Source organism: Streptomyces sp. NPDC001851 (genome assembly GCF_040297165.1).
In the GTDB taxonomy this organism is placed as follows: Bacteria; Actinomycetota; Actinomycetes; order Streptomycetales; family Streptomycetaceae; genus Streptomyces.
Genome location: NZ_JBEOYR010000016.1, coordinates 72,239 through 94,833, shown reverse-complemented (window position 1 = coordinate 94,833; position 22,595 = coordinate 72,239). Strand labels below are relative to the sequence as shown.

Below are 22,595 nucleotides of genomic sequence, written 5' to 3'. Positions count from 1 at the left end.
TTCAGGCGATAGTGGTACGCGTGACTGCTGTACCTCACCCCCGTACCGAAGCCGCCGCGTCCGTCCGGTCCGGCCGGCGGAGCCTCGCCGTGGCCCTGCTGTGCGGAGCGCTCGGCGCGGCCGTGGCGCTGCTCGCGACCCGGCAGCGCTGGGCGGAGGGCACCGCGACGGTGGCCGGCGGCGCGTTCCCGCTGACCGCCAAGGGCAGCGACGTCACGGGCGTACCCGCGGCCCTCGCCATAGTGGGCCTCGCCGCGCTCGTCGCCGTCTTCGCCGTCCGCAGGGCCGGCCGGCTCGTCGTCGCCGGGCTGCTCGCGCTGTCCGGCGCCGGCATCACCGCCGCCGCCCTCGCCGCCGCCTCCGACAGCTCCGCGCTGGACGAGAAGGCCGCCCGGGCGAGCGGCGACACCTCCGCCACCGTCGCCGCGCTCAGCCACACCGGCTGGCCGTACGTCGCGGCCGCCGGCGGTGTGCTGATCCTGCTCGCCGGCCTGCTCGCGCTGCGCTACGGCAGCCGGTGGCCCGCCATGTCCGGCCGCTACGAGCGCGGCACCGACCGCCCGCGCCGCACGGCACGGCCGGCCGACCCGGAACGGCCCGAGGAGATCTGGAAGGCCCTGGACCGGGGCGAGGACCCGACGGGAGCCTGACCCCACCGCGGGTGTGGCGAAACAGACGCCACCCCCGCGTCCGGCACGCGCGCCCGTACGGGACAATGGACGACGAGCGTCCGGCTCGGACAGTGACGGGCGGGCTCGGAGCGGTACGACCCGTACGACGCTCCCCTGGGACACGTACACAGCAACGAGGAGCACAGACATGGCGGGCAGCAGCCACGGCCACGGTCACACCCCGGCCGCCTGGACCGGTGTCATCATTTCCTTCATCGGTTTCTGCGTCGCGGGCGCCTTCATGGTGATGGCCAACACCGTCGGCTTCTGGGCCGGCATGGTGCTCATCCTCGGCGGCGCGGTGGTCGGCGGCATCATGAAGGCCATGGGCCTCGGTGCGGACCCCAAGCCCCTCAAGATGGCCGAGGGCCCCGTCGCGACCCGTGAGCCGGCCGGCGCCGAGAGCTGAGCGCGCCCACAGCTTCCCGTGAGGGGCGGTCCGCATCCGGAGAGGGCGCGGGCCGCCCCTCGCGGTGTGCGGACCGCGCGCACGGGGCCGGTGCGCAGGAGACAATGGCCGCGTGAACGCCGAGAGTCCCCCGGTCCCGCAGGCCGTTCCCCGTGCCGCCGTCGCGGACCCGCTGTGGCGGCGCCTCGCCCTCCCGGCCGGGCTCCTCACCGCCGTCGCCGGAGCCTTCGCCTACGTCGGCGCCGTCGACCCGAACGAACCCGGTCACTACCCCGTCTGCCCGCTGTACCGGATCACCGGCCTGTACTGCCCCGGCTGCGGCGGCCTGCGCAGCGCGCACGCCTTCGTCCACGGCGACCTCCTCACCGCCCTGCGCGACAACGCGCTGGGCGTCGCCGCCTACCTGGGCTTCGCCGTGCTGTGGACCGTGTGGGTGATCCGCGCGGCACGTGGCCGGCCGGTGCGCGTGGACCCGGGGCCGGTGCACCTGTGGGCCGCCGGCGCGGTGCTGCTGGTGTTCACGGTCGTCCGGAACCTGCCGTCGGGCGGCTGGCTGCATCCCTGAGCGAACGGCGGGCGTCCAGGGAGTGGGACCGGCGTCCACCGGATGCGAGGGCTCCGCGCCGCTGCGGATACCATCGCAGTGACCACAGGTTTTCCCAGCCTGAAGGAACCACCGTCTGAAAGGGGGCCGCTCGCGTGAGTGTGCTCGACGAGATCATCGACGGAGTCCGTGCCGACCTCGCGGAGCGGCAGGCACGCGTCAGCCTCGACGAGCTCAAGGAGCGCGCGGCCAAGGCTCGCGCCGCCAAGGACGGGGTGGCCGCGCTCAAGGGCGACGGCGTGAAGGTGATCTGCGAGGTCAAGCGCTCCAGCCCCTCCAAGGGCGCGCTGGCCGCGATCGCCGACCCGGCCGGGCTGGCCGCGGACTACGAGGCGGGCGGCGCGGCCGTCATCTCCGTCCTCACCGAACAGCGCCGCTTCGGCGGCTCGCTGGCCGACCTGGAGGCCGTCCGCGCGCGCGTGGACATCCCGGTGCTCCGCAAGGACTTCATCGTCACCTCGTACCAGCTGTGGGAGGCCCGGGCGTACGGCGCCGACCTCGCGCTGCTGATCGTGGCCGCCCTGGACCAGCCGGCCCTGGAGTCGCTGATCGAGCGCGCGGTCTCCATCGGCCTCACCCCGCTCGTGGAGGTCCACGACGAGGACGAGGTCGAGCGGGCCGTGGACGCGGGCGCCAGGATCATCGGCGTCAACGCGCGCAACCTGAAGACGCTGGAGGTCGACCGCGGCACGTTCGAGCGGGTCGCACCGGAGATCCCGGGCCACATCGTCAAGGTCGCCGAGTCCGGTGTCCGAGGCCCGCACGACCTGATCGCCTACGCCAACGCCGGCGCCGACGCGGTCCTGGTCGGCGAGTCCCTGGTCACCGGCCGGGATCCGAAGACCGCCGTATCCGACCTGGTCGCCGCGGGCGAACACCCCGCTCTGCGGCACGGGCGGGGCTGACCGCCGGTAGGCTGGTGCCGATGACTCCCATCGTGACGACCATGGACCGGCACGCCCGCCTGGCGCGCGGCTGCCGCCCGAGGGGCTGCCGAGCCCCGGCAAGGCGTGTCCACGGCCGTCGCGTGCGTTACGTCATCGGTGACGAGCCCGGGCAAGTGAACGGCATGCGATGGCAGCGCCCCGTCAGGGGCGCGGGGAACTGCGCGACAAGCCACTGACGGCCCGCAGTCAACGGACGAATCCCCGCCCCCACGGCGAATAGTGTCATTTCACGCACTCACCGTGAGGTTTCGGCATGCCCAGCAACTTCTTCCACCCCGACCCGGAGGGTCAAGTCCCCAGCGCCGATGGCTACTTCGGCGCGTTCGGCGGCAAGTTCATCCCGGAGGCCCTCGTCGCCGCCGTCGACGAGGTCGCCGTCGAGTACGACAAGGCCAAGCACGACCCCGAGTTCGCCCGGGAACTCGACGACCTGCTGGTCAACTACACGGGCCGTCCCTCGGCTCTGACCGAGGTACCCCGTTTCGCCGCGGAGGCGGGTGGCGCCCGCGTGTTCCTCAAGCGCGAGGACCTCAACCACACCGGCTCCCACAAGATCAACAACGTGCTCGGCCAGGCCCTGCTTACCAGGCGCATGGGCAAGACCCGGGTCATCGCGGAGACCGGCGCCGGCCAGCACGGCGTCGCCACGGCCACCGCCTGCGCCCTCTTCGGCCTCGACTGCACCATCTACATGGGCGAGATCGACACCCAGCGCCAGGCCCTGAACGTGGCCCGCATGCGCATGCTCGGCGCCGAGGTCGTCGCGGTGAAGTCCGGCAGCCGCACCCTGAAGGACGCCATCAACGAGGCGTTCCGCGACTGGGTCGCCAACGTCGACCACACCCACTACCTGTTCGGGACGGTCGCCGGACCGCACCCCTTCCCGGCCATGGTCCGCGACTTCCACCGGGTCATCGGCGTCGAGGCACGCCGCCAGCTGCTGGAACGCGCCGGGCGCCTCCCCGACGCCGCGATCGCCTGCGTCGGCGGCGGCTCCAACGCCATCGGCCTCTTCCACGCCTTCATCCCCGACGAGGGCGTCCGCCTCATCGGCTGCGAGCCGGCCGGACACGGCATCGGGACCGGGGAGCACGCGGCCACCCTGACCGCGGGCGAGCCCGGCATCCTGCACGGCTCCCGCTCCTACGTCCTGCAGGACGACGAGGGCCAGATCACCGAGCCGTACTCGATCTCGGCGGGCCTGGACTACCCGGGCATCGGACCGGAGCACTCCTACCTGAAGGACTCCGGCCGCGGCGAGTACCGCGCGATCACCGACGACGCGGCCATGCAGGCCCTGCGCCTGCTGTCCCGTACCGAGGGGATCATCCCGGCCATCGAGAGCGCCCACGCCCTGGCCGGCGCCCTGGAGGTCGGCAGGGAGCTGGGCAGGGACGGCCTGATCGTCGTCAACCTCTCCGGCCGCGGTGACAAGGACATGGACACCGCCGCCCGCTACTTCGGCCTGTACGACACCGACGCCGAGGTGGCCGCCGACCACGCCGACACCGCCGAGATCGAGGGGGACGCCAAGTGACCGGGAACATCGAGCTGTTGGCCGGCACCCTCGCCGCCGCGAAGGCCGAGGGCCGGTCCGCGCTCATCGCCTACCTCCCGGCCGGGTTCCCGACCGTGGACGGCGGCATCGAGGCGATCAAGGCCGTTTTCGAAGGCGGGGCGGATGTCGTGGAGGTGGGTCTGCCGCACAGCGACCCCGTCCTCGACGGCCCGGTCATCCAGACCGCCGACGACATCGCCCTGCGGGGCGGCGTCCGGATCGCCGACGTGATGCGGACGGTCCGCGAGGCGCACGCGGCGACCGGCAAGCCCGTGCTCGTCATGACGTACTGGAACCCCATCGACCGGTACGGCGTCGAGCGGTTCACCGCCGAGCTGGCCGAGGCGGGCGGCGCGGGCTGCATCCTGCCCGACCTGCCGGTGCAGGAGTCGGCCCTGTGGCGGGAGCACGCCGAGAAGCACGGCCTCGCGACGGTCTTCGTCGTGGCGCCGAGCAGCAAGGACGGGCGGCTCGCCGAGATCACCGCGGCGGGCAGCGGCTTCGTCTACGCGGCCTCGCTGATGGGAGTCACCGGCACCCGGGAATCCGTCGGCGCGCAGGCCCAGAACCTGGTCGAGCGCACCCGCGCCACCGGCACCGGGCTGCCCGTCTGCGTCGGACTCGGGGTCTCCGACAGCGCCCAGGCCGCCGAGGTCGCGGGCTTCGCCGACGGTGTGATCGTCGGCTCGGCGTTCGTCAAGCGGATGCTGGACGCCCCCGACCACGCGTCGGGTCTCGCGGCGGTCCGCGAGCTGGCCGGAGAGCTGGCGAAGGGCGTGCGCGGACAGGCGTGACGCCGGTCGCTCCGCACGTCAGCCGATCGTTTTCCCTATCAGAACATTCGGTCACCCGAACGAGTGGACCTGGGACCGGGGAGGCGCGCAGCGCCTCCCCGGTTCGTTCTGGGGGTGTGAGTGAGAAGAACCGTGACGGAAAGCGCACCGCCCGGGAGCGGCTGGCGGTCGAGCGCGAGAAGCAGAAGGCCGCGGACAAGCGGCGGCGCACGCTCATCGTGGGCGCGAGCATCGTCTGCGTCCTGGGCCTCGCGGCGGTGGTCGGCGTGCTCGCCGCGAACGCCGGCAAGGAAAAGGGCGAGAAGGCGGGCCCGGTCGTGGCTCCCTCGGGCGCGCAGGGCAAGGACAGCCTGGCGATCCCGGTCGGCAAGGACGGCGCCAAGTCCACGCTCACCGTCTGGGAGGACCTGCGCTGCCCGGCCTGCCAGGCCTTCGAGATCGCCTACCGCCCGACGCTCCACCAACTGGTCGACTCCGGCAAGCTCAGAATCGAGTACCACCTGGTCCGGCTGATCGACGGCAACCTCGGCGGCACCGGCTCCCTGCGCGCGGCCAACGCCGCGGCCTGTGCTCAGGACACCGGAAAGTTCCGCGACTACCACGACGTGCTGTACGCGAACCAGCCCAAGGAGACCGTCGACGCTTTCGCCGACAACACCAAGCTGATCGGGCTGGCCGGAAAGGTCGGCGGGCTGAACACCCCCGCCTTCCAGAAGTGCGTCAGGAACGGCACCCACGACAGCTGGGTGAACAAGTCCCAGAACGCGTTCAAGAACGGCGGCTTCACCGGCACGCCCACGGTCCTGCTGGGCGGGAAGAACATCTACCAGGACCAGACCATGACCCCGGCCAAGCTCAAGCAGATGGTGGAGGCGGCCGACCGCGGGTAAGGATCTCCCCCTGATCCCGTCCGTTTTTCTCACCCCCCGTTATGGACCCGTAGCCGGGCTGCTTGCGGTCCCCACGGCCCGGCACGGTAGCGTCGGACCTGCCATGGAACTTTCCTACATTCCCAGCCCGTCGCGCGGGGTGCTGTACCTCGGCCCCATCCCGCTGCGCGGCTACGCCTTCTGCATCATCATCGGCGTCTTCGTGGCCGTCTGGCTCGGCAACAAACGCTGGATCGCCCGCGGCGGGCGGGCCGGCACCGTCGCCGACATCGCGGTCTGGGCCGTGCCGTTCGGCCTGGTCGGCGGCCGGCTGTACCACGTGATCACGGACTACGAGCTGTACTTCAGCGACGGCCGTGACTGGGTGGACGCCTTCAAGGTGTGGCAGGGCGGTCTGGGCATCTGGGGCGCGATCGCGCTCGGCGCGCTCGGCGCGTGGATCGGCGCACGGCGCCGGGGCATCCCGATGCCGGCGTACGCCGACGCCGTCGCGCCCGGCATCGCCTTCGCGCAGGCCATCGGCCGCTGGGGCAACTGGTTCAACCAGGAGCTCTACGGCCATGAGACCCACGTTCCATGGGCCCTGCACATCACCTCCTCCGAGGGCGGCCGGGTGCCGGGCTACTACCACCCGACGTTCCTCTACGAGTCCCTGTGGTGCATCGGCGTGGGCCTGCTGGTCATCTGGGCCGACCGCCGCTTCACGCTGGGCCACGGCCGCGCGTTCGCCCTGTACGTCGCCGCGTACTGCGCGGGCCGCGGCTGGATCGAGTACATGCGCGTCGACGACGCCCACCACATCCTGGGCGTTCGCCTCAACGTCTGGACCGCGCTGATCGTGTTCCTGCTCGCGGTGACGTACTTCGTCGTGTCGGCGAAGAAGCGGCCGGGCAGGGAGGCCGTGGTGGAGCCCGAGGCCGTTTCCGAGGCGGCCGGTGACGAGCCGGATGCCGCCGCCGAAGCCGCCGAAGCCGCCGAAGCGGACGACGAGGGCGGGCCTTCCGACGCGGAGGCGGAGGACGACGCCGAGTCGGCGACGAAGAAGAGCTGACCGCAGGTCGTACGACGCCGAGGGCGCCCGGAGTTCTCCCGGGCGCCCTCGGCGTGTGCGGACGGGGTCAGCCCCGGTGGGCCAGGGACAGGGTGCGCCGGGCCATGGCCACCACCGCCGCGTCGATGAAGCGGCCGTCGGGCAGGGCCTGGGCGCCCTCCTGCGCGGCCGCTGCCTTGAGGATCGTCTCCGCGTGCTCCGTCTCCGCCGGTGTGGGCAGGTAGGCCCGCTCGATCACCGGCAGCTGCCGGGGGTGGATCGCGGCGCGGCCCAGGAAGCCGAGGGCGCGGCCGTGGGCGCAGGACGCGGCGAGGCCGTCCAGGTCGCGGATGTCGGGGTGGACCGACTGGGGCGGTGGGGCGAGACCGGCGGCACGGGCGGCGACGACCACCCGGGAGCACGGCCAGTCGAGGCCCGCGTCGGCCCTCACACCCAGGTCGGCCCGTAGGTCCGCCTCGCCGAGGGCGATGCCCCGCAGGGCGGGGTGCGCGGTGGCGATGGCGTAGGCGTGCTCGATGCCGAGCGCCGACTCCAGCAGGGCGTACAGGGGTACGGGAGTGGCCGCGGCGGCCTGCCTGATCTGGGCCGGGGCGGTCACCTTCGGGAGCCGCAGACCCGACAGGCCGGGGAGCGCGGCCAGGGCGCCCAGGTCGGCGGTGGCCCAGGAGCTGTCCAGGGCGTTGACGCGGACGTGCACCGGGACCGGCTGGGGCTCGGTGAGCAGCTCGGCCGTGGCCGCCCGGGCGTACTCCTTGCGGTCCTGGGCGACCGCGTCCTCCAGGTCGATCACCACCACGTCGGCGCCTGCGGCCAGTGCCTTGGTCACCACGGCCGGGCGGTCACCGGGGACGTAGAGCCAGGTGAGCGGGGCCCGGGTCACAGGGCTCCCTCCGCGCGCAGGCCGGCGATCTCGGCGGGGCTGAGGCCCAGCTCGGTGAGCACGGCCTCGGTGTCGGCGCCGTGCGGGCGGCCGGCCCAGCGGATCGCGCCGGGGGTCGCGGAGAGCCGGAAGAGCACGTTCTGCATGCGCAGCGGGCCCAGCTCGGGGTCGAGGACCGTGGTGATCGTGTCCAGGGCCCGGTACTGGGGGTCGGCCAGGACGTCCCGTACGTCATGGACCGGGGCCGCCGCGGCCTCGGCCTCCTCGAAGGCGCGGAGGACCTCGGTGCGGGTGCGGGCGGCGATCCAGGAGCCGACCGCCTCGTCCAGGACGTCGGCGTGCGCGGCGCGGTCCGCGCCGGTGGCGAACCACGGTTCCTCGATCAGCTCCGGACGGCCCACCAGGCGCATCACCCGCTCCGCGACCGACTGCGCGGAGGTGGAGACGGCGACCCAGAGACCGTCGGCGGTGCGGTAGGTGTTGCGCGGGGCGTTGTTCGCGGAGCGGTTGCCGGTGCGTTCCTGCACATGACCGAGCTGGTCGTACCAGGTGGGGTGCGGGCCGAGGACCGACAGCATCGGCTCGATGATCGCCATGTCGACGACCTGCCCGGCGCCGGTGCGCTCCCGCGCGGCCAGCGCGGTGAGCACGGCGTAGGCGGTGGCCAGGGCCGCGATCGAGTCCGCGAGCCCGAACGGCGGGAGCGTCGGCGGCGCCTCCGGCTCGCCGGTGAGCGCGGCGAAGCCGCTCATCGCCTCGGCCAGCGTGCCGAAGCCGGGGCGGTGCGCGTACGGGCCGTACTGGCCGAAGGCCGTCACCCGGGCGAGGACCAGCCGGGGGCCGGCGGCCGACAGCTCCTCCCAGCCCAGCCCCCACTTCTCCAGGGTCCCCGGGCGGAAGTTCTCGATCACCACGTCGGCGGTGGCGGCGAGCCGGAGCAGGACGGCACGCCCGCCGGGCGTGGACAGGTCCAGGGTGATGGTCCGCTTGTTGCGGCCGAGCACCTTCCACCACAGCCCGATGCCGTCCTTGGCCGGGCCGTGCCCGCGGGAGGGGTCCGGCCGCTCCGGATGCTCGACCTTGATCACCTCGGCGCCGAAGTCACCGAGCAGCGTGGCGGCCAGCGGGCCCGCGAACAGCGTCGCCAGGTCCAGCACCCGCAGACCGGTCAGCGGCGGTGCCGCCGTATACGTGTGTGCCGTACTCATGCGGTGCACTGGGCGTCGATCTCCGGGCGGTACGGCATCGACGCCGACGCCCCGGCACGCTGGACGGAGATCGCCGCGGCGGCCGCCGCCCAGGACAGGGCCTCCCGCACCGGCTTCTCCTCGGCGAGGGCCACCGCGAGCGTGCCGACGAAGGTGTCGCCGGCGCCCGTGGAGTCGACGGCGGTCACCCGCGGCGCCGGGATCACCAGCGGCTCGGTGCCCCGGGCCAGGTAGAGGCTGCCGGTCGCGCCGAGGGTGACGACGACCTCCGGCACCAGGTCCAGCAGGGCGGCGGCGGCATCGCGCGGGTCGGTGCGGCCGGTGAGCGTGACCGCCTCGAACTCGTTGGGCACCAACAGGTCGATGGTGGCGAGGAGTTCCGGCGGCAGCGGCTGGGCGGGCGACGGGGTGAGCACCGTACGCACCCCGTGCCGGCGCGCCGCCTGGGCGCCCGCGACGACCGCGGCCAGCGGGATCTCCAGCTGCAGCAGCAGGGCGTCGGCGGAGGCGATCACGCCCTCGTCGCCGGGGGAGAGGTGGTCGACGGTGCCGTTCGCGCCGGGGATGACGACGATGGAGTTGCCGCCCTCGTCGTCCACCACGATGTGCGCGGTGCCGGACGGGCCCTCGACCGTGCGCAGGAAGTCGGTGTCCACGCCGGAGTGTTCCAGGGTGTCGCGCAGCCGCAGGCCGAAGGCGTCGTTGCCGACCGCGCCGATCATCGAGACGGTGGCGCCGGCGCGGGCGGCGGCGATCGCCTGGTTGGATCCCTTGCCGCCGGGGATGGTGTGGAACTCGCGCCCCGTCACGGTCTCGCCGCGCTGCGGTGCCTTCGTGACATAGGTGACGAGGTCCATGTTGGTGCTGCCGAGGACGACGATGTGGGTCATGAGCGGGTCGCCTCCAGATGGGTGAGGTGGGCGAGGGTGTCGAAGCCGGTGCCGTCGAAGTCGCCGACGGTGGTGGCGAGCCGGTTCTTCAGCGGGGCCCGCCAGCGGTCGGGGAGGGCGTCGGGCGCGCCCGCGAGCAGTCCGGCGATGCTGCCGGCCGTGGCGCCGTTGGAGTCGGTGTCCAGGCCGCCGGACACCGCACGGCAGATGGAGCCGGTGAAGTCACCGTCCGCGTGCGTGAGGGCGGCGGTGAGCAGGGCGGTGTTGGGGACGGCGTGCACCCAGTGGTGGGCGGGGGAGTAGCGGGCGTGGAGTTCGTCCACGATGTCGTCGAAGTCCTCGTGGGCCCCGGCCAGTTCGACGGCGTGGTCGATCGCCCGCGCGAGCCGGGAGCGGGGCGGGATCACCCGCCGGCCGGTGCGCAGACAGGTGTGCACGTCCTGGGTGCCGGTCGCGGCGGCGGCGATGACGGCGGCCGTGAACATCGCCGCGTAGACGCCGTTGGCGGTGTGGGTGAGGACCGCGTCGCGGTGCGCCTGTTCGGCGGCGGCGGCCGGGTCGCCGGGGTTGGTCCAGCCGTGCACGTCGGCGCGGATCAGGGCGCCGATCCACTCCCGGTAGGGGTTGCGGTGACGGGCGGTGTGCGGGGGTTCGATGCCGGAGAGGAGGTTGCGGCAGGCGATGCGTTCGGCGGTGAAGGTGCGGCCGGGCGGGAGCTCGTCCAGCCAGAGCCGGGCCACGTCGCCGGTGCGGAAGCTCTTTCCGTGGCGCTGGAGGAGCAGCAGGTTGAGGAGGGGGTAGTTGAGGTCGTCGTCCTCGGGCATGCCGTCGATGTTCTCGGCGAGGGAGGTTCCGGCCGAGCGGCGGTTCCAGGGGTATGCGGCGAGGAGGGCTTCCGGGACGCCGACGGCGGTGAAGTAGGTGCTGAGCGGCCAGTTGCCGGCCGCGCGGGCGAGGGCGCGGATGCCGTCGAGGGGGAGCTTCTCGACGGGTTTGCCCAGGAGACAGCCGACGGCCCGGCCGAGCCAGGCGGCCTCCAGCGAGGCCGGGGCGGGGACGGGGCCGCTTGCCTCGGACGACGGCCAGTCCGTGCACAGGGACTTGATGCGTTGCAGGTCTGTCGGCTCGTCCTCGGACAGGCGACTGGGCAGGTCGGCCAGTTCGTCCAGCAAGTCCTCCGCCAGGAGGCGCAGATAACGGGACGCGCGAGGGGCGGACGCTCCCGCGCGCGGCGGCGCGTCCGGGCCGCCCGCCGCCCGCCAGCGCGCCTCGATCGCCGACGGTTCCCGCCCGTCCAGGCGGGCCTGGCTCAGTTCGTGGCCCAGCAGGTCCTCCGGCTGGACCCAGGTCAGTCGGAGCATGCGGTTCCTCCGAGGGCCGTGAACGCCCGCTCATGGGCGCGGCGCCGCCGTACGTCACGGGCGAAGACCTCCCGCGCGACCTCGGTGAGCGTCCGGGCCGGCGCCCACAGGTCCAGGCGGCTGGCCTCGGCGACCGCCTTCGCCCAGTCCTCCGGGACGGGTGAGCCGAGGGCGCCCGCGAGGGCACCGGCCATCGTGGCGATCGAGTCGCAGTCGCGCCCGTAGTTGACCGCGCCGAGGACCGCGTGCCGGTAGTCGCCGCCGGACACCAGCACCATGCCCAGCGCGACGGGCAGTTCCTCGATCGTGTGCAACCGGGAGGGGCGGCGGGCGGCGAGGGAGGGGGCGCGGTAGTCCGGGCCGACGGTGTCGTACGGGGCGACAGCCGCGCGCAGGGGCCGTAGCGCCGACTCGAAGTCGGTGTACCCACGGGCCACTTCGCAGACCGTCTCGATCGCCTCGCGGGTGCCGTCCTTCGCCAGGGACAGACAGGCGGTGACGACCGAGTCCGGGGTCGCGCCCGGAGTCGCGGCGGCGGCGACGGCCGCGGCGAGGACGCCGGCCGCCTCACGTCCGTACGACGACTGGTGCGCGCCGGCGATGTCGAGCGCCTCGGCGTAGGCGGCGGCCGGGTTGGCCGCGTTCACCAGGCCGACGGGGGCCATGTACATCGCCGCGCCGCAGTTGACGATGTTGCCGACGCCCGCCTCGCGGGGGTCGGCGTGGCCGTGGGCGAGCCGGGTCACGAGCCACTTCTCGGCGAGGAAGAGGCGGTGCAGGGGCAGGGTCTCCGTCTCCAGTTCCGGGATCCAGCGCGGGTTCGTCATCAGGTCCGGGACCAGGTGGTCGGCGATCGCATAGGCGTCGAGGTGGTCGCGGACGCGGGCGTACACCCGGATCAGCGCGTGGGTCATCAGGGTGTCGTCGGTGACGTGGCCGTCGCCCTTGTGGTACGGGGCGATGGGGCGGGCGGTGCGCCAGGCGTCGCCGTGCCAGGGGCCGACGATGCCGTGGACGCGGCCGCCGTGGCGCTCGGCGATCTGCTCCGGGGAGTAGCCCTCGACCGGGCCGCCGAGGGCGTCGCCGACGGCGGCTCCGACGAGGGCGCCGGTGATCCGTTCGTCGAGGCCGTGCACGGACGGGTCCGCAGGTGCCCGGCCGCTTTCTTCTTCTTCGAGTTCTTCGGGTTCTTCGAGTCCTTTGGACTCTTTGGGCGTCATGCCCCGAATCATCCCTCCGGGCGGGCCGGTTGCGCGGCTTCCAGGAGTCCGGCGAGTTCCACCAGGTCGGTGCCGGCGAGGCGGGGCAGCGCGCAGCCGGACAGGGTGCGGCAGGCGTCCCGCCAGGTCTCCGGGATGGCCGCGCCGCCGCCGAGGGCTCCGGTGAGGGCGCCGGCGAGGGCGGGGGCGGAGTCGGCGACCCGGGACAGGCAGGCGGCGGCGGGTACGGCGTCGGCGATACGGCCGCCTGCGGCGGTGGCCAGGGCGAGGGCCACCGGGACGGTCTCGGCGGCGGCGATGCCGTAGCTGTAGACGTGGTCGACGATCTGGTGCTCCAGGAGCGGGACGAGGGCGAAGGCGGACTCGCTGTCCCCGGCGAGGGCGAGCGCGTGGCGGGCGTTGCGGCCGATCTCCGTGTCGGCGGGGAGTTCGGCGAGCGCGGCGGTCACGCAGGTGTCCGTCGTGGCGTCGGCGAGGGCGAGTGCGAGTGCGGCGGCCATGGCGCGGGCGCCGTGCACGCCGTCGCCGTCCTGGGTGTAGCGGGCGTCGAACTCGGCGAGGGCGGCGGCGCGTTCGGGGTCGCCGGGGTGGGCGACGGCGAGGACGCAGGCACGCACGCAGGCGGCGTCGTCGAAGTAGTGCGGGTTGTCGTGGCCGGTGGCGGGCGGGCGCAGCCCGGTGGCGAGGTTGCCGAGGCCGGCCCGGACCGAGATGCGGGCGCGCAGGGGCAGTACGGCGGACTCGACCTCGGGGGCGCGGTCCGCCGCCGCGGCGACCTCGGCGGCCACGGCGGTCCAGGTCAGGTCGATGGCGGCACGGGTACGGCGCTCCCGGCTGAGGTCGCCGAGGACGTCGTCGTCGCCGGCCCGCAGCACCGCCTCGGCGGCGAAGGCCGCCCACTCGGCGTCGTCGGAGGGGCCGAGGCGGAGGGGCTCGGGGGGCTGGTTCAGGGCGATCGGTACGGGGAGGGTGGTGGTGGCGTTCTGCTCGGCGAAGGTGTCCAGTTCGCGGGTGAGCCGCCGGGTCCACTCGGGCATACGGGCGGCCCGGTGCCGGGCCGCCGGCCAGCCCGCGGCGTCGCCTGCGGCCAGGCCGAGCAGGAGGCCCTCGACACGGCGCGCTCTCATGACCGGCCCTCGCTGTCCTGCGTGCCGGAGTTTCCCGCCCCGACCAGGGGGCGCCGCTCATCCCTCCGGCCACCCGACCCGGCGGGCTGAGGGGTGGGCGCGCCCGTCCCGGGTGAGCCGCCCGGCTCGGCTGCGGACGGGAGGGAGGCGGGGAGCGGGCCCAGCGGGGCAGCCCCCGTCTCCTGCGCAGGCGGGCCTGCGGGGGCGCCGCCCGCACTCTCCGTGGGGGAGCCCCGCAGGGCCGCTGCTGCCCTTTCCCGGAGCGCCCCCGGGGGTGCGGTTCCCGTTCCTTCTGGAAGTGCCGCCGGGGGAGCGGCTCTCGTTCCTTCCGGGAGCGCGCTCGGGAGAACTGTCCCCGCTCCTTGGGGCAGTACCTCCGAGTGAGCAGCCCTCGCCCCCTCCCGATGCGCCCCCGAATGAGCACCCCCCGCCCCCTCCCGCAGCGACCCCGGAAGCGTCGCCCTCGGCCCCCACTTGCCGCCCTCCACCGGTACCAGCAGCTCTGCCACGTCCAGGATGTGGTGGCCGGTCATGGAGGGGAGGCAGTGGCCGCGGGCCGGGCCGATGGGGGTGGCCCAGTGGGGTGGGATCGCCGTGATGCCGTGGGTCGCGCCGGACAGGGCGCCGGCCACCGCCGCCGTCGTGTCCGCGTCCCGGCCCATGTTGACGGCGGTCAGAACGGCCTGCACGAAGTCGCCGTCGGCCGCCGCGTACGCGCCGAAGGCGAGGGCGACCGCCTCGGGGGCCAGGTCGGTCCAGGGGTAGCCGCCGATGACGACCGCGCAGCGGACCGCGCGTTCGCCGCGGTGGGACACGGCCACCGCGCGGCGCAGGGAGCGCGCCGTCCAGGAGTCCTCGGGGATCACCGCCAGGGCCGAGGCGATCACCACCGGAACCGGCGCGCCGGTCATCGCCGCCGCCACCCCGGCCGCCACCGCCTGGCCGCCGTAGATGCCCTCGCCCTCATGGCTGACCGAACCGTCGATCGCCACCAGGCGGGCCGCTTCGGCGGGCCGGCCGGCCGCGAAGACCCCGAAGGGTGCCGCACGCATCGCCAGCCCGTCGCTCCAGGCATGCCGGTGCTGGGCCGAGATCGGGGCCGCGAGGCCGCGGCGCAGGTTCTCCAGGGTGCCGCGCTCGCTGAAGCCCGCGCCCCGGAAGGGGCCCTCGGCCCGGTCGGCGATCCACTCGTGCCAGGCCGCCTCCACATGGGCCGGAGTCAGCGCCGAGCCGTGCCGGGCGAGCAGCAGCCCGGAGAAGATCGCGTACTCCGTGTCGTCCGTGCCGCACGGCTGCTCCGCCACATACCCGGTGATACGGCCCCAGCGGGCGCGGATCTCGGACGGCTTGAGGTTCTCCGCGGGTGCGCCCAGCGCGTCTCCGACGGCCAGGCCGAGCAGCGCGCCGCGGGCCCGCTCACGCAGTCCGGCGGCGCCGTCGGGCGCCGGGAGCGGGGGAGTGCAGGCGATCGACGCCATGGGCGGCCTCCTTCAGCGGGACCACGAAGATCCTCTGCGGATGTGTCCCACGGCGCGCGCCCGCGCGAGCCTCCGCACGACCGGAGTCACCCGCTCGGCATGTGAGCACCCTCATGCACTGATGAGCGAAATCGCCGCGCCGCAGGTAAAGGTGCTGGTTAGCCCAGCCTTTCCTTGCTGGCGGGAGTGAGGAATTCGGCGTAGGTTCAGCGTTGTCGAAAAGTAGAACTCGTCCAAAGTTAGCTTTGGCTAAGCTATCCGGGGGTCCCCATGGCCGTCATCGAAACGCAGGCCGCGCTGCACGAGGCGCACCGCGACAACCACACGCATCGCGACGTCAACGGCGGCTGGCTGCGCCCCGCGGTCTTCGGTGCGATGGACGGCCTCGTCTCCAACCTCGCCCTGATGACGGGCGTCGCCGGCGGGTCCGTGAGTCATCAGACCATAGTCATCACCGGCCTCGCCGGGCTCGCCGCCGGCGCCTTCTCCATGGCGGCCGGCGAGTACACCTCGGTCGCCTCGCAGCGGGAGCTGGTCGAGGCCGAGCTGGATGTCGAGCGCCGTGAGCTGCGCAAGCACCCGCAGGACGAGCAGGACGAGCTCGCCGCGCTGTACGTCGCCCGGGGTGTGGAGCCCGACCTGGCCCGGGAGGTCGCGCGCCAGCTGTCCGAGGATCCCGAGCAGGCCCTGGAGATCCACGCCCGGGAAGAGCTGGGCATCGACCCCGGTGACCTGCCCTCGCCGCTGGTCGCCGCCGTCTCTTCGTTCGGATCCTTCGCCCTGGGCGCACTGCTGCCCGTGTTGCCGTTCCTGCTCGGCGCGACCGCGCTGTGGCCCGCCGTGCTGCTCGCCCTCGCCGGTCTCTTCGGCTGCGGCGCCGTGGTGGCCAAGGTGACCGCGCGCTCCTGGTGGTACAGCGGCCTCCGGCAGCTCGCGCTGGGCGGTGCCGCGGCCGGTGTGACGTACGCCCTGGGCAGCCTGTTCGGTACGGCCGTAGGATAGCGGCGCCGGTACTTATACGTTGGGCCGTATAAATAGCCGTTACTCGCTGGTTTCAGATGCGTGACCACCGGGCATGAGCCGTAAGCGCTGCAGGCAATGACGCCTGCCGCACCCCTGTGGGGAGAGCGAAGAAGCCGCTCCCCCCGCCTCCTCGGGCCGTCGGACGCCGATCCGACCGATCTTGTCGCGACGGTCTCCCTGTATGCCTGCCGCCGCCCTGCGCGGCACCCGCCGCGGACCGTGCGGCACCGTTGCCACGGACCCTGTGGCGTCCGCATGTTGGAACGGAGTATCCGCTTCCCGGGTACCACCCCATCATGTAACCTGCACGAAATTTTGCACTCCACGCAGAGGGCCAACGTCGTCCCTCGGCACTTGCCACATGCCTCATGACGACGACGGGAGAGCCGATGCGTACGCCGCGCCAGCCGTCCCAGCACTCCGCGAATGGCCAGAACTGGTCGTTCATGGATGCTCGCCCTGCTGCGCAGGGTATGTACGACCCCCGCAACGAACACGACGCCTGTGGCGTCGGTTTCGTCGCCACCCTCACCGGCGAGGCCTCCCACACGCTGGTCGAGCAGGCGCTCACCGTGCTGCGCAACCTGGAGCACCGCGGTGCCACCGGCTCCGAGCCCGACTCGGGCGACGGCGCGGGCATCCTCTCCCAGGTGCCTGACGCCTTCTTCCGCGAGGTGGCCGGATTCAGCCTTCCCGCGGCGGGCTCCTATGCCGTAGGCACCGCCTTCCTGCCGGAGGACGGGACCGCTGACGCCGTCTCGCAGATCGAGACGATCGCGGGCGAGGAGGGCCTCACCGTCCTCGGCTGGCGTGCGGTCCCGGTCGCCCCGGAGCTGCTGGGCGCCACCGCCCGCTCCACCATGCCGGTCTTCCGGCAGATCTTCGTCGCCGACGGCGCCAGCGAGGGCATCGCGCTGGACCGCAAGGCGTTCGTGCTGCGCAAGCGCGCCGAGCGCGAGGCCGGTGTCTACTTCCCGTCCCTCTCGGCACGCACGATCGTGTACAAGGGCATGCTGACCACCGGCCAGCTGGAGCCCTTCTTCCCGGACCTGTCCGACCGCCGGTTCGCGTCGGCCATCGCACTGGTGCACTCGCGGTTCTCCACGAACACCTTCCCGTCCTGGCCGCTCGCGCACCCGTACCGCTTCGTCGCGCACAACGGTGAGATCAACACCGTCAAGGGCAACCGCAACTGGATGCGCGCCCGCGAGTCGCAGCTGGTCTCCGACCTGTTCGGCCCCCAGGAGAAGCTGGACCGGATCTTCCCGGTCTGTACGCCGGACGCCTCCGACTCCGCCTCCTTCGACGAGGTCCTGGAGCTGCTGCACCTCGGCGGCCGTTCGCTGCCGCACTCCGTGCTGATGATGATCCCGGAGGCGTGGGAGAACCACGACTCCATGGACCCGGCCCGGCGCGCCTTCTACCAGTTCCACTCCACGATGATGGAGCCCTGGGACGGCCCCGCCTGCGTCACCTTCACCGACGGCACCCAGGTCGGCGCCGTGCTCGACCGCAACGGCCTGCGCCCCGGCCGCTACTGGGTCACCGACGACGGCCTCGTCGTCCTCGGCTCCGAGGTCGGCGTCCTCGACATCGACCCGGCCAAGGTCGTCCGCAAGGGCCGGCTGCAGCCCGGCAGGATGTTCCTCGTCGACACCGCCGAGCACCGCATCATCGAGGACGACGAGATCAAGGCGTCCCTCGCCACCGAGAAGCCGTACGCCGAGTGGCTGGAGGCCGGTGAGATCGAGCTGGGCGACCTGCCCGAGCGCGAGCACATCGTCCACACCCACGCCTCGGTCACCCGCCGCCAGCAGACCTTCGGCTACACCGAGGAGGAGCTGCGCGTCATCCTGGCCCCGATGGCCCGCACCGGCGCCGAGCCGATCGGTTCCATGGGTACGGACTCGCCGATCGCGGCCCTGTCCGCGCGCCCCCGGCTGCTCTTCGACTACTTCACCCAGCTGTTCGCGCAGGTCACCAACCCGCCGCTGGACGCGATCCGCGAGGAACTGGTCACCTCCCTGCGCTCCTCGCTGGGCCCGGAGGGCAACCTGCTGGACCCGACGGCCGCCTCCTGCCGCTCGGTCACCCTGCCCTTCCCGGTGATCGACAACGACGAGCTGGCCAAGCTCATCCACATCAACGCCGACGGCGACATGCCCGGCTTCAAGGCCGCGACCCTGTCCGGCCTGTACCGGGTGAGCGGTGGCGGTGACGCGCTCGCCGCGCGGATCGAGGAGATCTGCGCCGAGGCCGACGCCGCCATCGAGAACGGCGCCCGCCTGATCGTCCTGTCCGACCGGCACTCGGACGCCGAGCACGCGCCGATCCCGTCGCTGCTGCTCACCGCGGCCGTCCACCACCACCTCATCCGCACCAAGCAGCGCACCCACGTCGGCCTGCTGGTCGAGGCCGGTGACGTCCGCGAGGTCCACCACATCGCCCTGCTGATCGGCTACGGCGCCGCCGCCGTCAACCCGTACCTGGCGATGGAGTCGGTCGAGGACCTGCTGCGCGCCGGCACCTTCCTGAGCGGCCTGGAGCCGGAGAAGGCCATCAAGAACCTGATCTACGCCCTCGGCAAGGGCGTCCTGAAGGTCATGTCGAAGATGGGCATCTCCACCGTCGCCTCCTACCGCGGCGCCCAGGTCTTCGAGGCCGTCGGCCTGGACGAGGCCTTCGTCGAGAAGTACTTCAACGGCACCGCCACCAAGATCGGCGGCGTCGGCATCGACGTCATCGCCGAGGAGGTCGCCGCCCGCCACGCCAAGGCCTACCCGGCCTCCGGTATCGCTCCCGCGCACCGCGCGCTGGAGATCGGCGGCGAGTACCAGTGGCGCCGCGAGGGCGAGCCGCACCTGTTCGACCCGGACACGGTCTTCCGCCTCCAGCACTCCACGCGCACCGGCCGCTACGACATCTTCAAGAAGTACACGTCCCGCGTGAACGAGCAGTCCGAGCGCCTGATGACGCTGCGCGGCCTGTTCGGCTTCAAGTCGGACCGCCGGCCGATCCCGGTCGACGAGGTCGAGCCGGTCAGCGAGATCGTCAAGCGGTTCTCGACGGGCGCGATGTCGTACGGCTCCATCTCCAAGGAGGCGCACGAGACCCTCGCCATCGCCATGAACCAGCTGGGCGGCAAGTCCAACACCGGTGAGGGCGGCGAGGACCCGGAGCGCCTGTACGACCCGGCCCGCCGGTCCGCCATCAAGCAGGTCGCCTCCGGCCGCTTCGGCGTGACCTCCGAGTACCTGGTCAACGCGGACGACATCCAGATCAAGATGGCCCAGGGCGCCAAGCCCGGCGAGGGCGGCCAGCTGCCCGGCCACAAGGTCTACCCGTGGGTCGCGAAGACGCGTCACTCGACGCCGGGTGTCGGCCTGATCTCGCCGCCGCCGCACCACGACATCTACTCCATCGAGGACCTGGCCCAGCTGATCCACGACCTGAAGAACGCGAACCCGCAGGCGCGGATTCACGTCAAGCTGGTCTCGGAGGTCGGTGTCGGCACGGTCGCCGCGGGTGTCTCCAAGGCGCACGCGGACGTGGTGCTCATCTCCGGCCACGACGGCGGTACGGGTGCCTCTCCGCTGACCTCCCTGAAGCACGCCGGTGGACCCTGGGAGCTCGGCCTCGCCGAGACCCAGCAGACGCTGCTGCTCAACGGCCTGCGCGACCGCATCGTCGTCCAGACCGACGGTCAGCTGAAGACCGGCCGTGACGTCGTCATCGCCGCGCTGCTCGGCGCCGAGGAGTTCGGTTTCGCGACCGCTCCGCTCGTCGTCTCCGGCTGCGTGATGATGCGTGTCTGCCACCTGGACACCTGCCCGGTCGGCATCGCCACCCAGAACCCGACCCTGCGCGACCGCTTCGCCGGCAAGGCCGAGTACGTGGTGAACTTCTTCCGGTTCATCGCCGAGGAGGTCCGCGAGCTGCTGGCCGAGCTGGGCTTCCGCTCCATCGAGGAGGCCGTCGGCCACGCCGAGGTGCTGGACGTCGAGCGCGCGGTGGACCACTGGAAGGCGCAGGGCCTGGACCTGAAGCCGCTGTTCCACGTGCCGGACCTGCCCGAGGGCGCCGTCCGCCACCAGCTGATCGCCCAGGACCACGGCCTGGAGAAGGCCCTGGACAACGAGCTGATCAAGCTGGCCGCCGACGCCCTGGCCGCTTCGGACGCCACCGAGGCGCAGCCGGTACGCGCCCAGGTCGCCATCCGCAACATCAACCGCACGGTCGGCACCATGCTCGGCCACGAGGTGACGAAGAAGTTCGGCGGTGCGGGCCTGCCCGACGACACCATCGACATCACCTTCACCGGTTCGGCCGGCCAGTCCTTCGGCGCGTTCCTGCCGCGCGGTGTCACGCTGCGCCTGGAGGGCGACGCCAACGACTACGTCGGCAAGGGCCTCTCCGGGGGCCGCGTCATCGTCCGCCCGGACCGGGCCGCCGACCACCTCGCCGAGTACTCGGTCATCGCGGGCAACACCATCGGCTACGGCGCCACCGGCGGCGAGCTGTTCCTGCGCGGCCGTACCGGTGAGCGGTTCTGCGTCCGCAACTCCGGCGCGCTGGTCGTCTCCGAGGGCGTGGGCGACCACGGCTGCGAGTACATGACCGGCGGTCGCGCGGTCGTCCTCGGCCCGACCGGCCGCAACTTCGCGGCGGGCATGTCCGGCGGTATCGCCTACGTCATCGACCTCGACCGCGACAACGTCAACGCCGGCAACGCCGACTCGGTCGAGGCGCTGGACGAGGCGGACAAGCAGTGGCTGCACGACGTGGTGCGCCGCCACGCCGAGGAGACCGGCTCGACGGTCGCCGAGAAGCTGCTCGCCGACTGGGACGCGGCCGTGGAGCGGTTCAGCAAGATCATCCCCAGCACGTACAAGGCAGTGCTCGCCGCCAAGGACGCCGCCGAGCGAGCCGGTCTGACCGAGACCGAGATCACCGAGAAGATGATGGAGGCGGCGATCAATGGCTGACCCGAAGGGCTTCCTGAACCACGGCCGCGAGGTCGCCAAGACCCGTCCCGTCGGTGAGCGCGTCAAGGACTGGAACGAGGTCTACGTCCCCGGCTCCCTGCTGCCGATCATCAGCAAGCAGGCCAGCCGGTGCATGGACTGCGGCATCCCGTTCTGCCACAACGGCTGTCCGCTGGGGAACCTGATCCCCGAGTGGAACGACTACGCCTACCGCGAGGACTGGGCCGCCGCCCAGGAGCGGCTGCACGCGACCAACAACTTCCCGGAGTTCACCGGCCGCCTGTGCCCGGCCCCGTGCGAGTCGGCGTGCGTGCTCGGCATCAACCAGCTGCCGGTCACCATCAAGAACGTCGAGGTCTCGATCATCGACAAGGCGTGGGAGACCGGGGACGTCGCCCCGCGGATCCCGGAGCGCCTGTCCGGCAAGACGGTCGCGGTCATCGGCTCGGGCCCGGCGGGTCTCGCCGCCGCCCAGCAGCTGACCCGGGCCGGTCACACGGTCGCCGTCTACGAGCGCGCGGACCGCGTCGGAGGCCTCCTCCGGTACGGCATCCCCGAGTTCAAGATGGAGAAGCGGCACATCAACCGCCGTATCGAGCAGATGCGCGCGGAGGGCACCCGCTTCCGGACAGGGGTGGAGATCGGCCGCGACATCAACGCGCGCGACCTGAAGAAGCGGTACGACGCGATCGTCATCGCCGCCGGCGCGACCACCGCCCGTGACCTGCCCGTCCCCGGCCGCGAGCTCAAGGGCATCTACCAGGCGATGGAGTACCTGCCGCTGGCCAACAAGGTCCAGGAGGGCGACTACGTCAGCTCGCCGATCTCGGCCGAGGGCAAGCACGTCGTCGTCATCGGCGGCGGTGACACCGGCGCGGACTGCGTGGGTACCGCCCACCGCCAGGGCGCGGCCTCCGTCACCCAGCTGGAGATCATGCCCCGCCCGAACGACGAGCGGCACCCGACCAACCAGCCCTGGCCGACCTTCCCGGTCCTCTACAAGGTCACCTCGGCCCACGAGGAGGGCGGCGAGCGGATCTACTCCGCCTCCACCACCCACTTCGAGGGCGACGAGGACGGCAACGTGCAGTGGCTGCACCTCGCCGAAGTGGAGTTCGTGGACGGCAAGCTGACCTCCAAGCCGGGCACCGAGCGCAAGATCCCGGCCCAGCTGGTGACGCTGGCGATGGGCTTCACGGGCACCGACCGCGAGAACGGCCTGGTGGAGCAGTTTGGTCTGGACCTCGACGAACGCGGTAACATCGCCCGCGACGCCGACTTCCAGACCAACGTGCCGGGTGTGTTCGTCGCCGGTGACGCCGGCCGCGGACAGTCCCTCATCGTGTGGGCGATCGCGGAGGGCCGCTCGGCCGCCCGCGGTGTCGACCGGTTCCTGACCGGTGCCAGCGACCTGCCGGCCCCGATCCGCCCGACGGACCGCGCCCTGGCGGTCTGACGCGCACACAACGGACCCCGGGTCCCTCCTAGACGTCCCGTAC

Annotated in this window: 18 protein-coding genes and 1 pseudogene; 12 read left to right on the top strand and 7 right to left on the bottom strand. The window is 72.7% G+C overall.

Annotation, left to right across the window (positions count from 1 at the left end; translation table 11 throughout):
* The first annotated feature begins 11 nt into the window (after window positions 1-11).
* The 9 genes from ABT171_RS24065 to lgt all read left to right on the top strand — a co-directional run bounded on the left by ABT171_RS24065 (window position 12) and on the right by lgt (window position 6,924).
* Window positions 12-650, top strand: coding sequence for a TIGR02234 family membrane protein (locus ABT171_RS24065; RefSeq protein ID WP_351247014.1), 639 nt, complete (start codon window positions 12-14; stop codon window positions 648-650).
* Window positions 651-819: 169 nt separating this feature from the next.
* The gene (locus tag ABT171_RS24060; protein WP_351247012.1) at window positions 820-1,080 is read left to right on the top strand and encodes an HGxxPAAW family protein; all 261 of its coding nucleotides are present in this window, start codon (window positions 820-822) and stop codon (window positions 1,078-1,080) included.
* 172 nt (window positions 1,081-1,252) lie between these two features.
* Complete coding sequence (locus ABT171_RS24055) at window positions 1,253-1,645, top strand: DUF2752 domain-containing protein (RefSeq protein ID WP_351247219.1); 393 nt, start codon at window positions 1,253-1,255, stop codon at window positions 1,643-1,645.
* 134 nt (window positions 1,646-1,779) lie between these two features.
* Window positions 1,780-2,589 (top strand): indole-3-glycerol phosphate synthase TrpC, encoded by an 810-nt coding sequence (trpC, locus tag ABT171_RS24050; RefSeq protein ID WP_351247010.1) that lies wholly within the window; start codon window positions 1,780-1,782, stop codon window positions 2,587-2,589.
* A gap of 20 nt (window positions 2,590-2,609) precedes the next feature.
* The gene (gene trpM / locus ABT171_RS41945) at window positions 2,610-2,807 is read left to right on the top strand and encodes a tryptophan biosynthesis modulator TrpM (protein ID WP_503076287.1); all 198 of its coding nucleotides are present in this window, start codon (window positions 2,610-2,612) and stop codon (window positions 2,805-2,807) included.
* Window positions 2,808-2,884: 77 nt separating this feature from the next.
* Complete coding sequence (trpB, locus tag ABT171_RS24045) at window positions 2,885-4,168, top strand: tryptophan synthase subunit beta (RefSeq protein ID WP_351247008.1); 1,284 nt, start codon at window positions 2,885-2,887, stop codon at window positions 4,166-4,168.
* Entirely contained in the window at window positions 4,165-4,983 is an 819-nt protein-coding gene (gene trpA, locus ABT171_RS24040) for a tryptophan synthase subunit alpha (RefSeq protein ID WP_351247006.1), read from the top strand. Before trpB ends, trpA begins: the two co-directional genes overlap by 4 nt.
* Window positions 4,984-5,099: 116 nt before the next feature.
* Window positions 5,100-5,873 carry a DsbA family protein gene (locus tag ABT171_RS24035; protein WP_351247004.1) on the top strand — a complete coding sequence of 258 codons (774 nt, stop codon included), beginning with the start codon at window positions 5,100-5,102 and terminating at the stop codon, window positions 5,871-5,873.
* 103 nt (window positions 5,874-5,976) lie between these two features.
* Entirely contained in the window at window positions 5,977-6,924 is a 948-nt protein-coding gene (lgt, locus tag ABT171_RS24030; RefSeq protein ID WP_351247002.1) for a prolipoprotein diacylglyceryl transferase, read from the top strand.
* 67 nt (window positions 6,925-6,991) lie between these two features.
* On the opposite strand, the gene ABT171_RS24025 is transcribed toward lgt, so the two are convergent.
* The 7 genes and pseudogenes from ABT171_RS24025 to ABT171_RS23995 all read right to left on the bottom strand — a co-directional run.
* Window positions 6,992-7,804 carry an HpcH/HpaI aldolase/citrate lyase family protein gene (locus ABT171_RS24025; RefSeq protein WP_351247000.1) on the bottom strand — a complete coding sequence of 271 codons (813 nt, stop codon included), beginning with the start codon at window positions 7,802-7,804 and terminating at the stop codon, window positions 6,992-6,994.
* Window positions 7,801-9,012 (bottom strand): CaiB/BaiF CoA transferase family protein, encoded by a 1,212-nt coding sequence (locus tag ABT171_RS24020; protein WP_351246998.1) that lies wholly within the window; start codon window positions 9,010-9,012, stop codon window positions 7,801-7,803. The genes ABT171_RS24025 and ABT171_RS24020 overlap by 4 nt, the downstream gene beginning before the upstream one ends.
* A complete protein-coding gene (rbsK, locus tag ABT171_RS24015) occupies window positions 9,009-9,902 on the bottom strand; it encodes a ribokinase (RefSeq protein WP_351246996.1) in 894 nt (297 codons plus the stop codon). Before rbsK ends, ABT171_RS24020 begins: the two co-directional genes overlap by 4 nt.
* Complete coding sequence (locus tag ABT171_RS24010; RefSeq protein WP_351246994.1) at window positions 9,899-11,263, bottom strand: ADP-ribosylglycohydrolase family protein; 1,365 nt, start codon at window positions 11,261-11,263, stop codon at window positions 9,899-9,901. The genes rbsK and ABT171_RS24010 overlap by 4 nt, the downstream gene beginning before the upstream one ends.
* The gene (locus ABT171_RS24005) at window positions 11,251-12,483 is read right to left on the bottom strand and encodes an ADP-ribosylglycohydrolase family protein (protein WP_351246992.1); all 1,233 of its coding nucleotides are present in this window, start codon (window positions 12,481-12,483) and stop codon (window positions 11,251-11,253) included. The genes ABT171_RS24010 and ABT171_RS24005 overlap by 13 nt, the downstream gene beginning before the upstream one ends.
* A gap of 8 nt (window positions 12,484-12,491) precedes the next feature.
* Window positions 12,492-13,610, bottom strand: a complete 1,119-nt coding sequence (locus tag ABT171_RS24000; protein WP_351246990.1) for an ADP-ribosylglycohydrolase family protein — start codon at window positions 13,608-13,610, stop codon at window positions 12,492-12,494.
* 449 nt (window positions 13,611-14,059) lie between these two features.
* Window positions 14,060-15,088, bottom strand: a pseudogene (locus ABT171_RS23995) (ADP-ribosylglycohydrolase family protein); the annotation flags it as partial.
* A 270-nt stretch (window positions 15,089-15,358) separates the two neighbouring features.
* Here ABT171_RS23995 and ABT171_RS23990 point away from each other — a divergent pair.
* The 3 genes from ABT171_RS23990 (at window position 15,359) to ABT171_RS23980 (ending at window position 22,552) form a co-directional block, all read left to right on the top strand.
* Entirely contained in the window at window positions 15,359-16,090 is a 732-nt protein-coding gene (locus ABT171_RS23990) for a VIT1/CCC1 transporter family protein (protein ID WP_351246986.1), read from the top strand.
* Between the two features lie 410 nt (window positions 16,091-16,500).
* A complete protein-coding gene (gene gltB / locus ABT171_RS23985) occupies window positions 16,501-21,096 on the top strand; it encodes a glutamate synthase large subunit (protein WP_351247217.1) in 4,596 nt (1,531 codons plus the stop codon).
* Window positions 21,089-22,552 carry a glutamate synthase subunit beta gene (locus ABT171_RS23980; RefSeq protein WP_351246984.1) on the top strand — a complete coding sequence of 488 codons (1,464 nt, stop codon included), beginning with the start codon at window positions 21,089-21,091 and terminating at the stop codon, window positions 22,550-22,552. The genes gltB and ABT171_RS23980 overlap by 8 nt, the downstream gene beginning before the upstream one ends.
* Window positions 22,553-22,595 lie beyond the last annotated feature (43 nt).

Excerpts from the sequence above, each read along its gene's own strand:
- ABT171_RS24060 (WP_351247012.1), top strand. The coding sequence starts at position 820 with ATGGCGGGCAGCAGCCACGGCCACGGTCACACCCCGGCCGCCTGGACC.
- trpM (WP_503076287.1), top strand. The coding sequence starts at position 2,610 with ATGACTCCCATCGTGACGACCATGGACCGGCACGCCCGCCTGGCGCGC.
- trpB (WP_351247008.1), top strand. The coding sequence starts at position 2,885 with ATGCCCAGCAACTTCTTCCACCCCGACCCGGAGGGTCAAGTCCCCAGC.
- lgt (WP_351247002.1), top strand. The coding sequence starts at position 5,977 with ATGGAACTTTCCTACATTCCCAGCCCGTCGCGCGGGGTGCTGTACCTC.
- ABT171_RS24020 (WP_351246998.1), bottom strand. The coding sequence starts at position 9,012 with ATGAGTACGGCACACACGTATACGGCGGCACCGCCGCTGACCGGTCTG.
- rbsK (WP_351246996.1), bottom strand. The coding sequence starts at position 9,902 with ATGACCCACATCGTCGTCCTCGGCAGCACCAACATGGACCTCGTCACC.
- ABT171_RS24010 (WP_351246994.1), bottom strand. The coding sequence starts at position 11,263 with ATGCTCCGACTGACCTGGGTCCAGCCGGAGGACCTGCTGGGCCACGAA.
- ABT171_RS24005 (WP_351246992.1), bottom strand. The coding sequence starts at position 12,483 with ATGACGCCCAAAGAGTCCAAAGGACTCGAAGAACCCGAAGAACTCGAA.
- ABT171_RS24000 (WP_351246990.1), bottom strand. The coding sequence starts at position 13,610 with ATGAGAGCGCGCCGTGTCGAGGGCCTCCTGCTCGGCCTGGCCGCAGGC.
- ABT171_RS23990 (WP_351246986.1), top strand. The coding sequence starts at position 15,359 with ATGGCCGTCATCGAAACGCAGGCCGCGCTGCACGAGGCGCACCGCGAC.
- gltB (WP_351247217.1), top strand. The coding sequence starts at position 16,501 with ATGCGTACGCCGCGCCAGCCGTCCCAGCACTCCGCGAATGGCCAGAAC.
- ABT171_RS23980 (WP_351246984.1), top strand. The coding sequence starts at position 21,089 with ATGGCTGACCCGAAGGGCTTCCTGAACCACGGCCGCGAGGTCGCCAAG.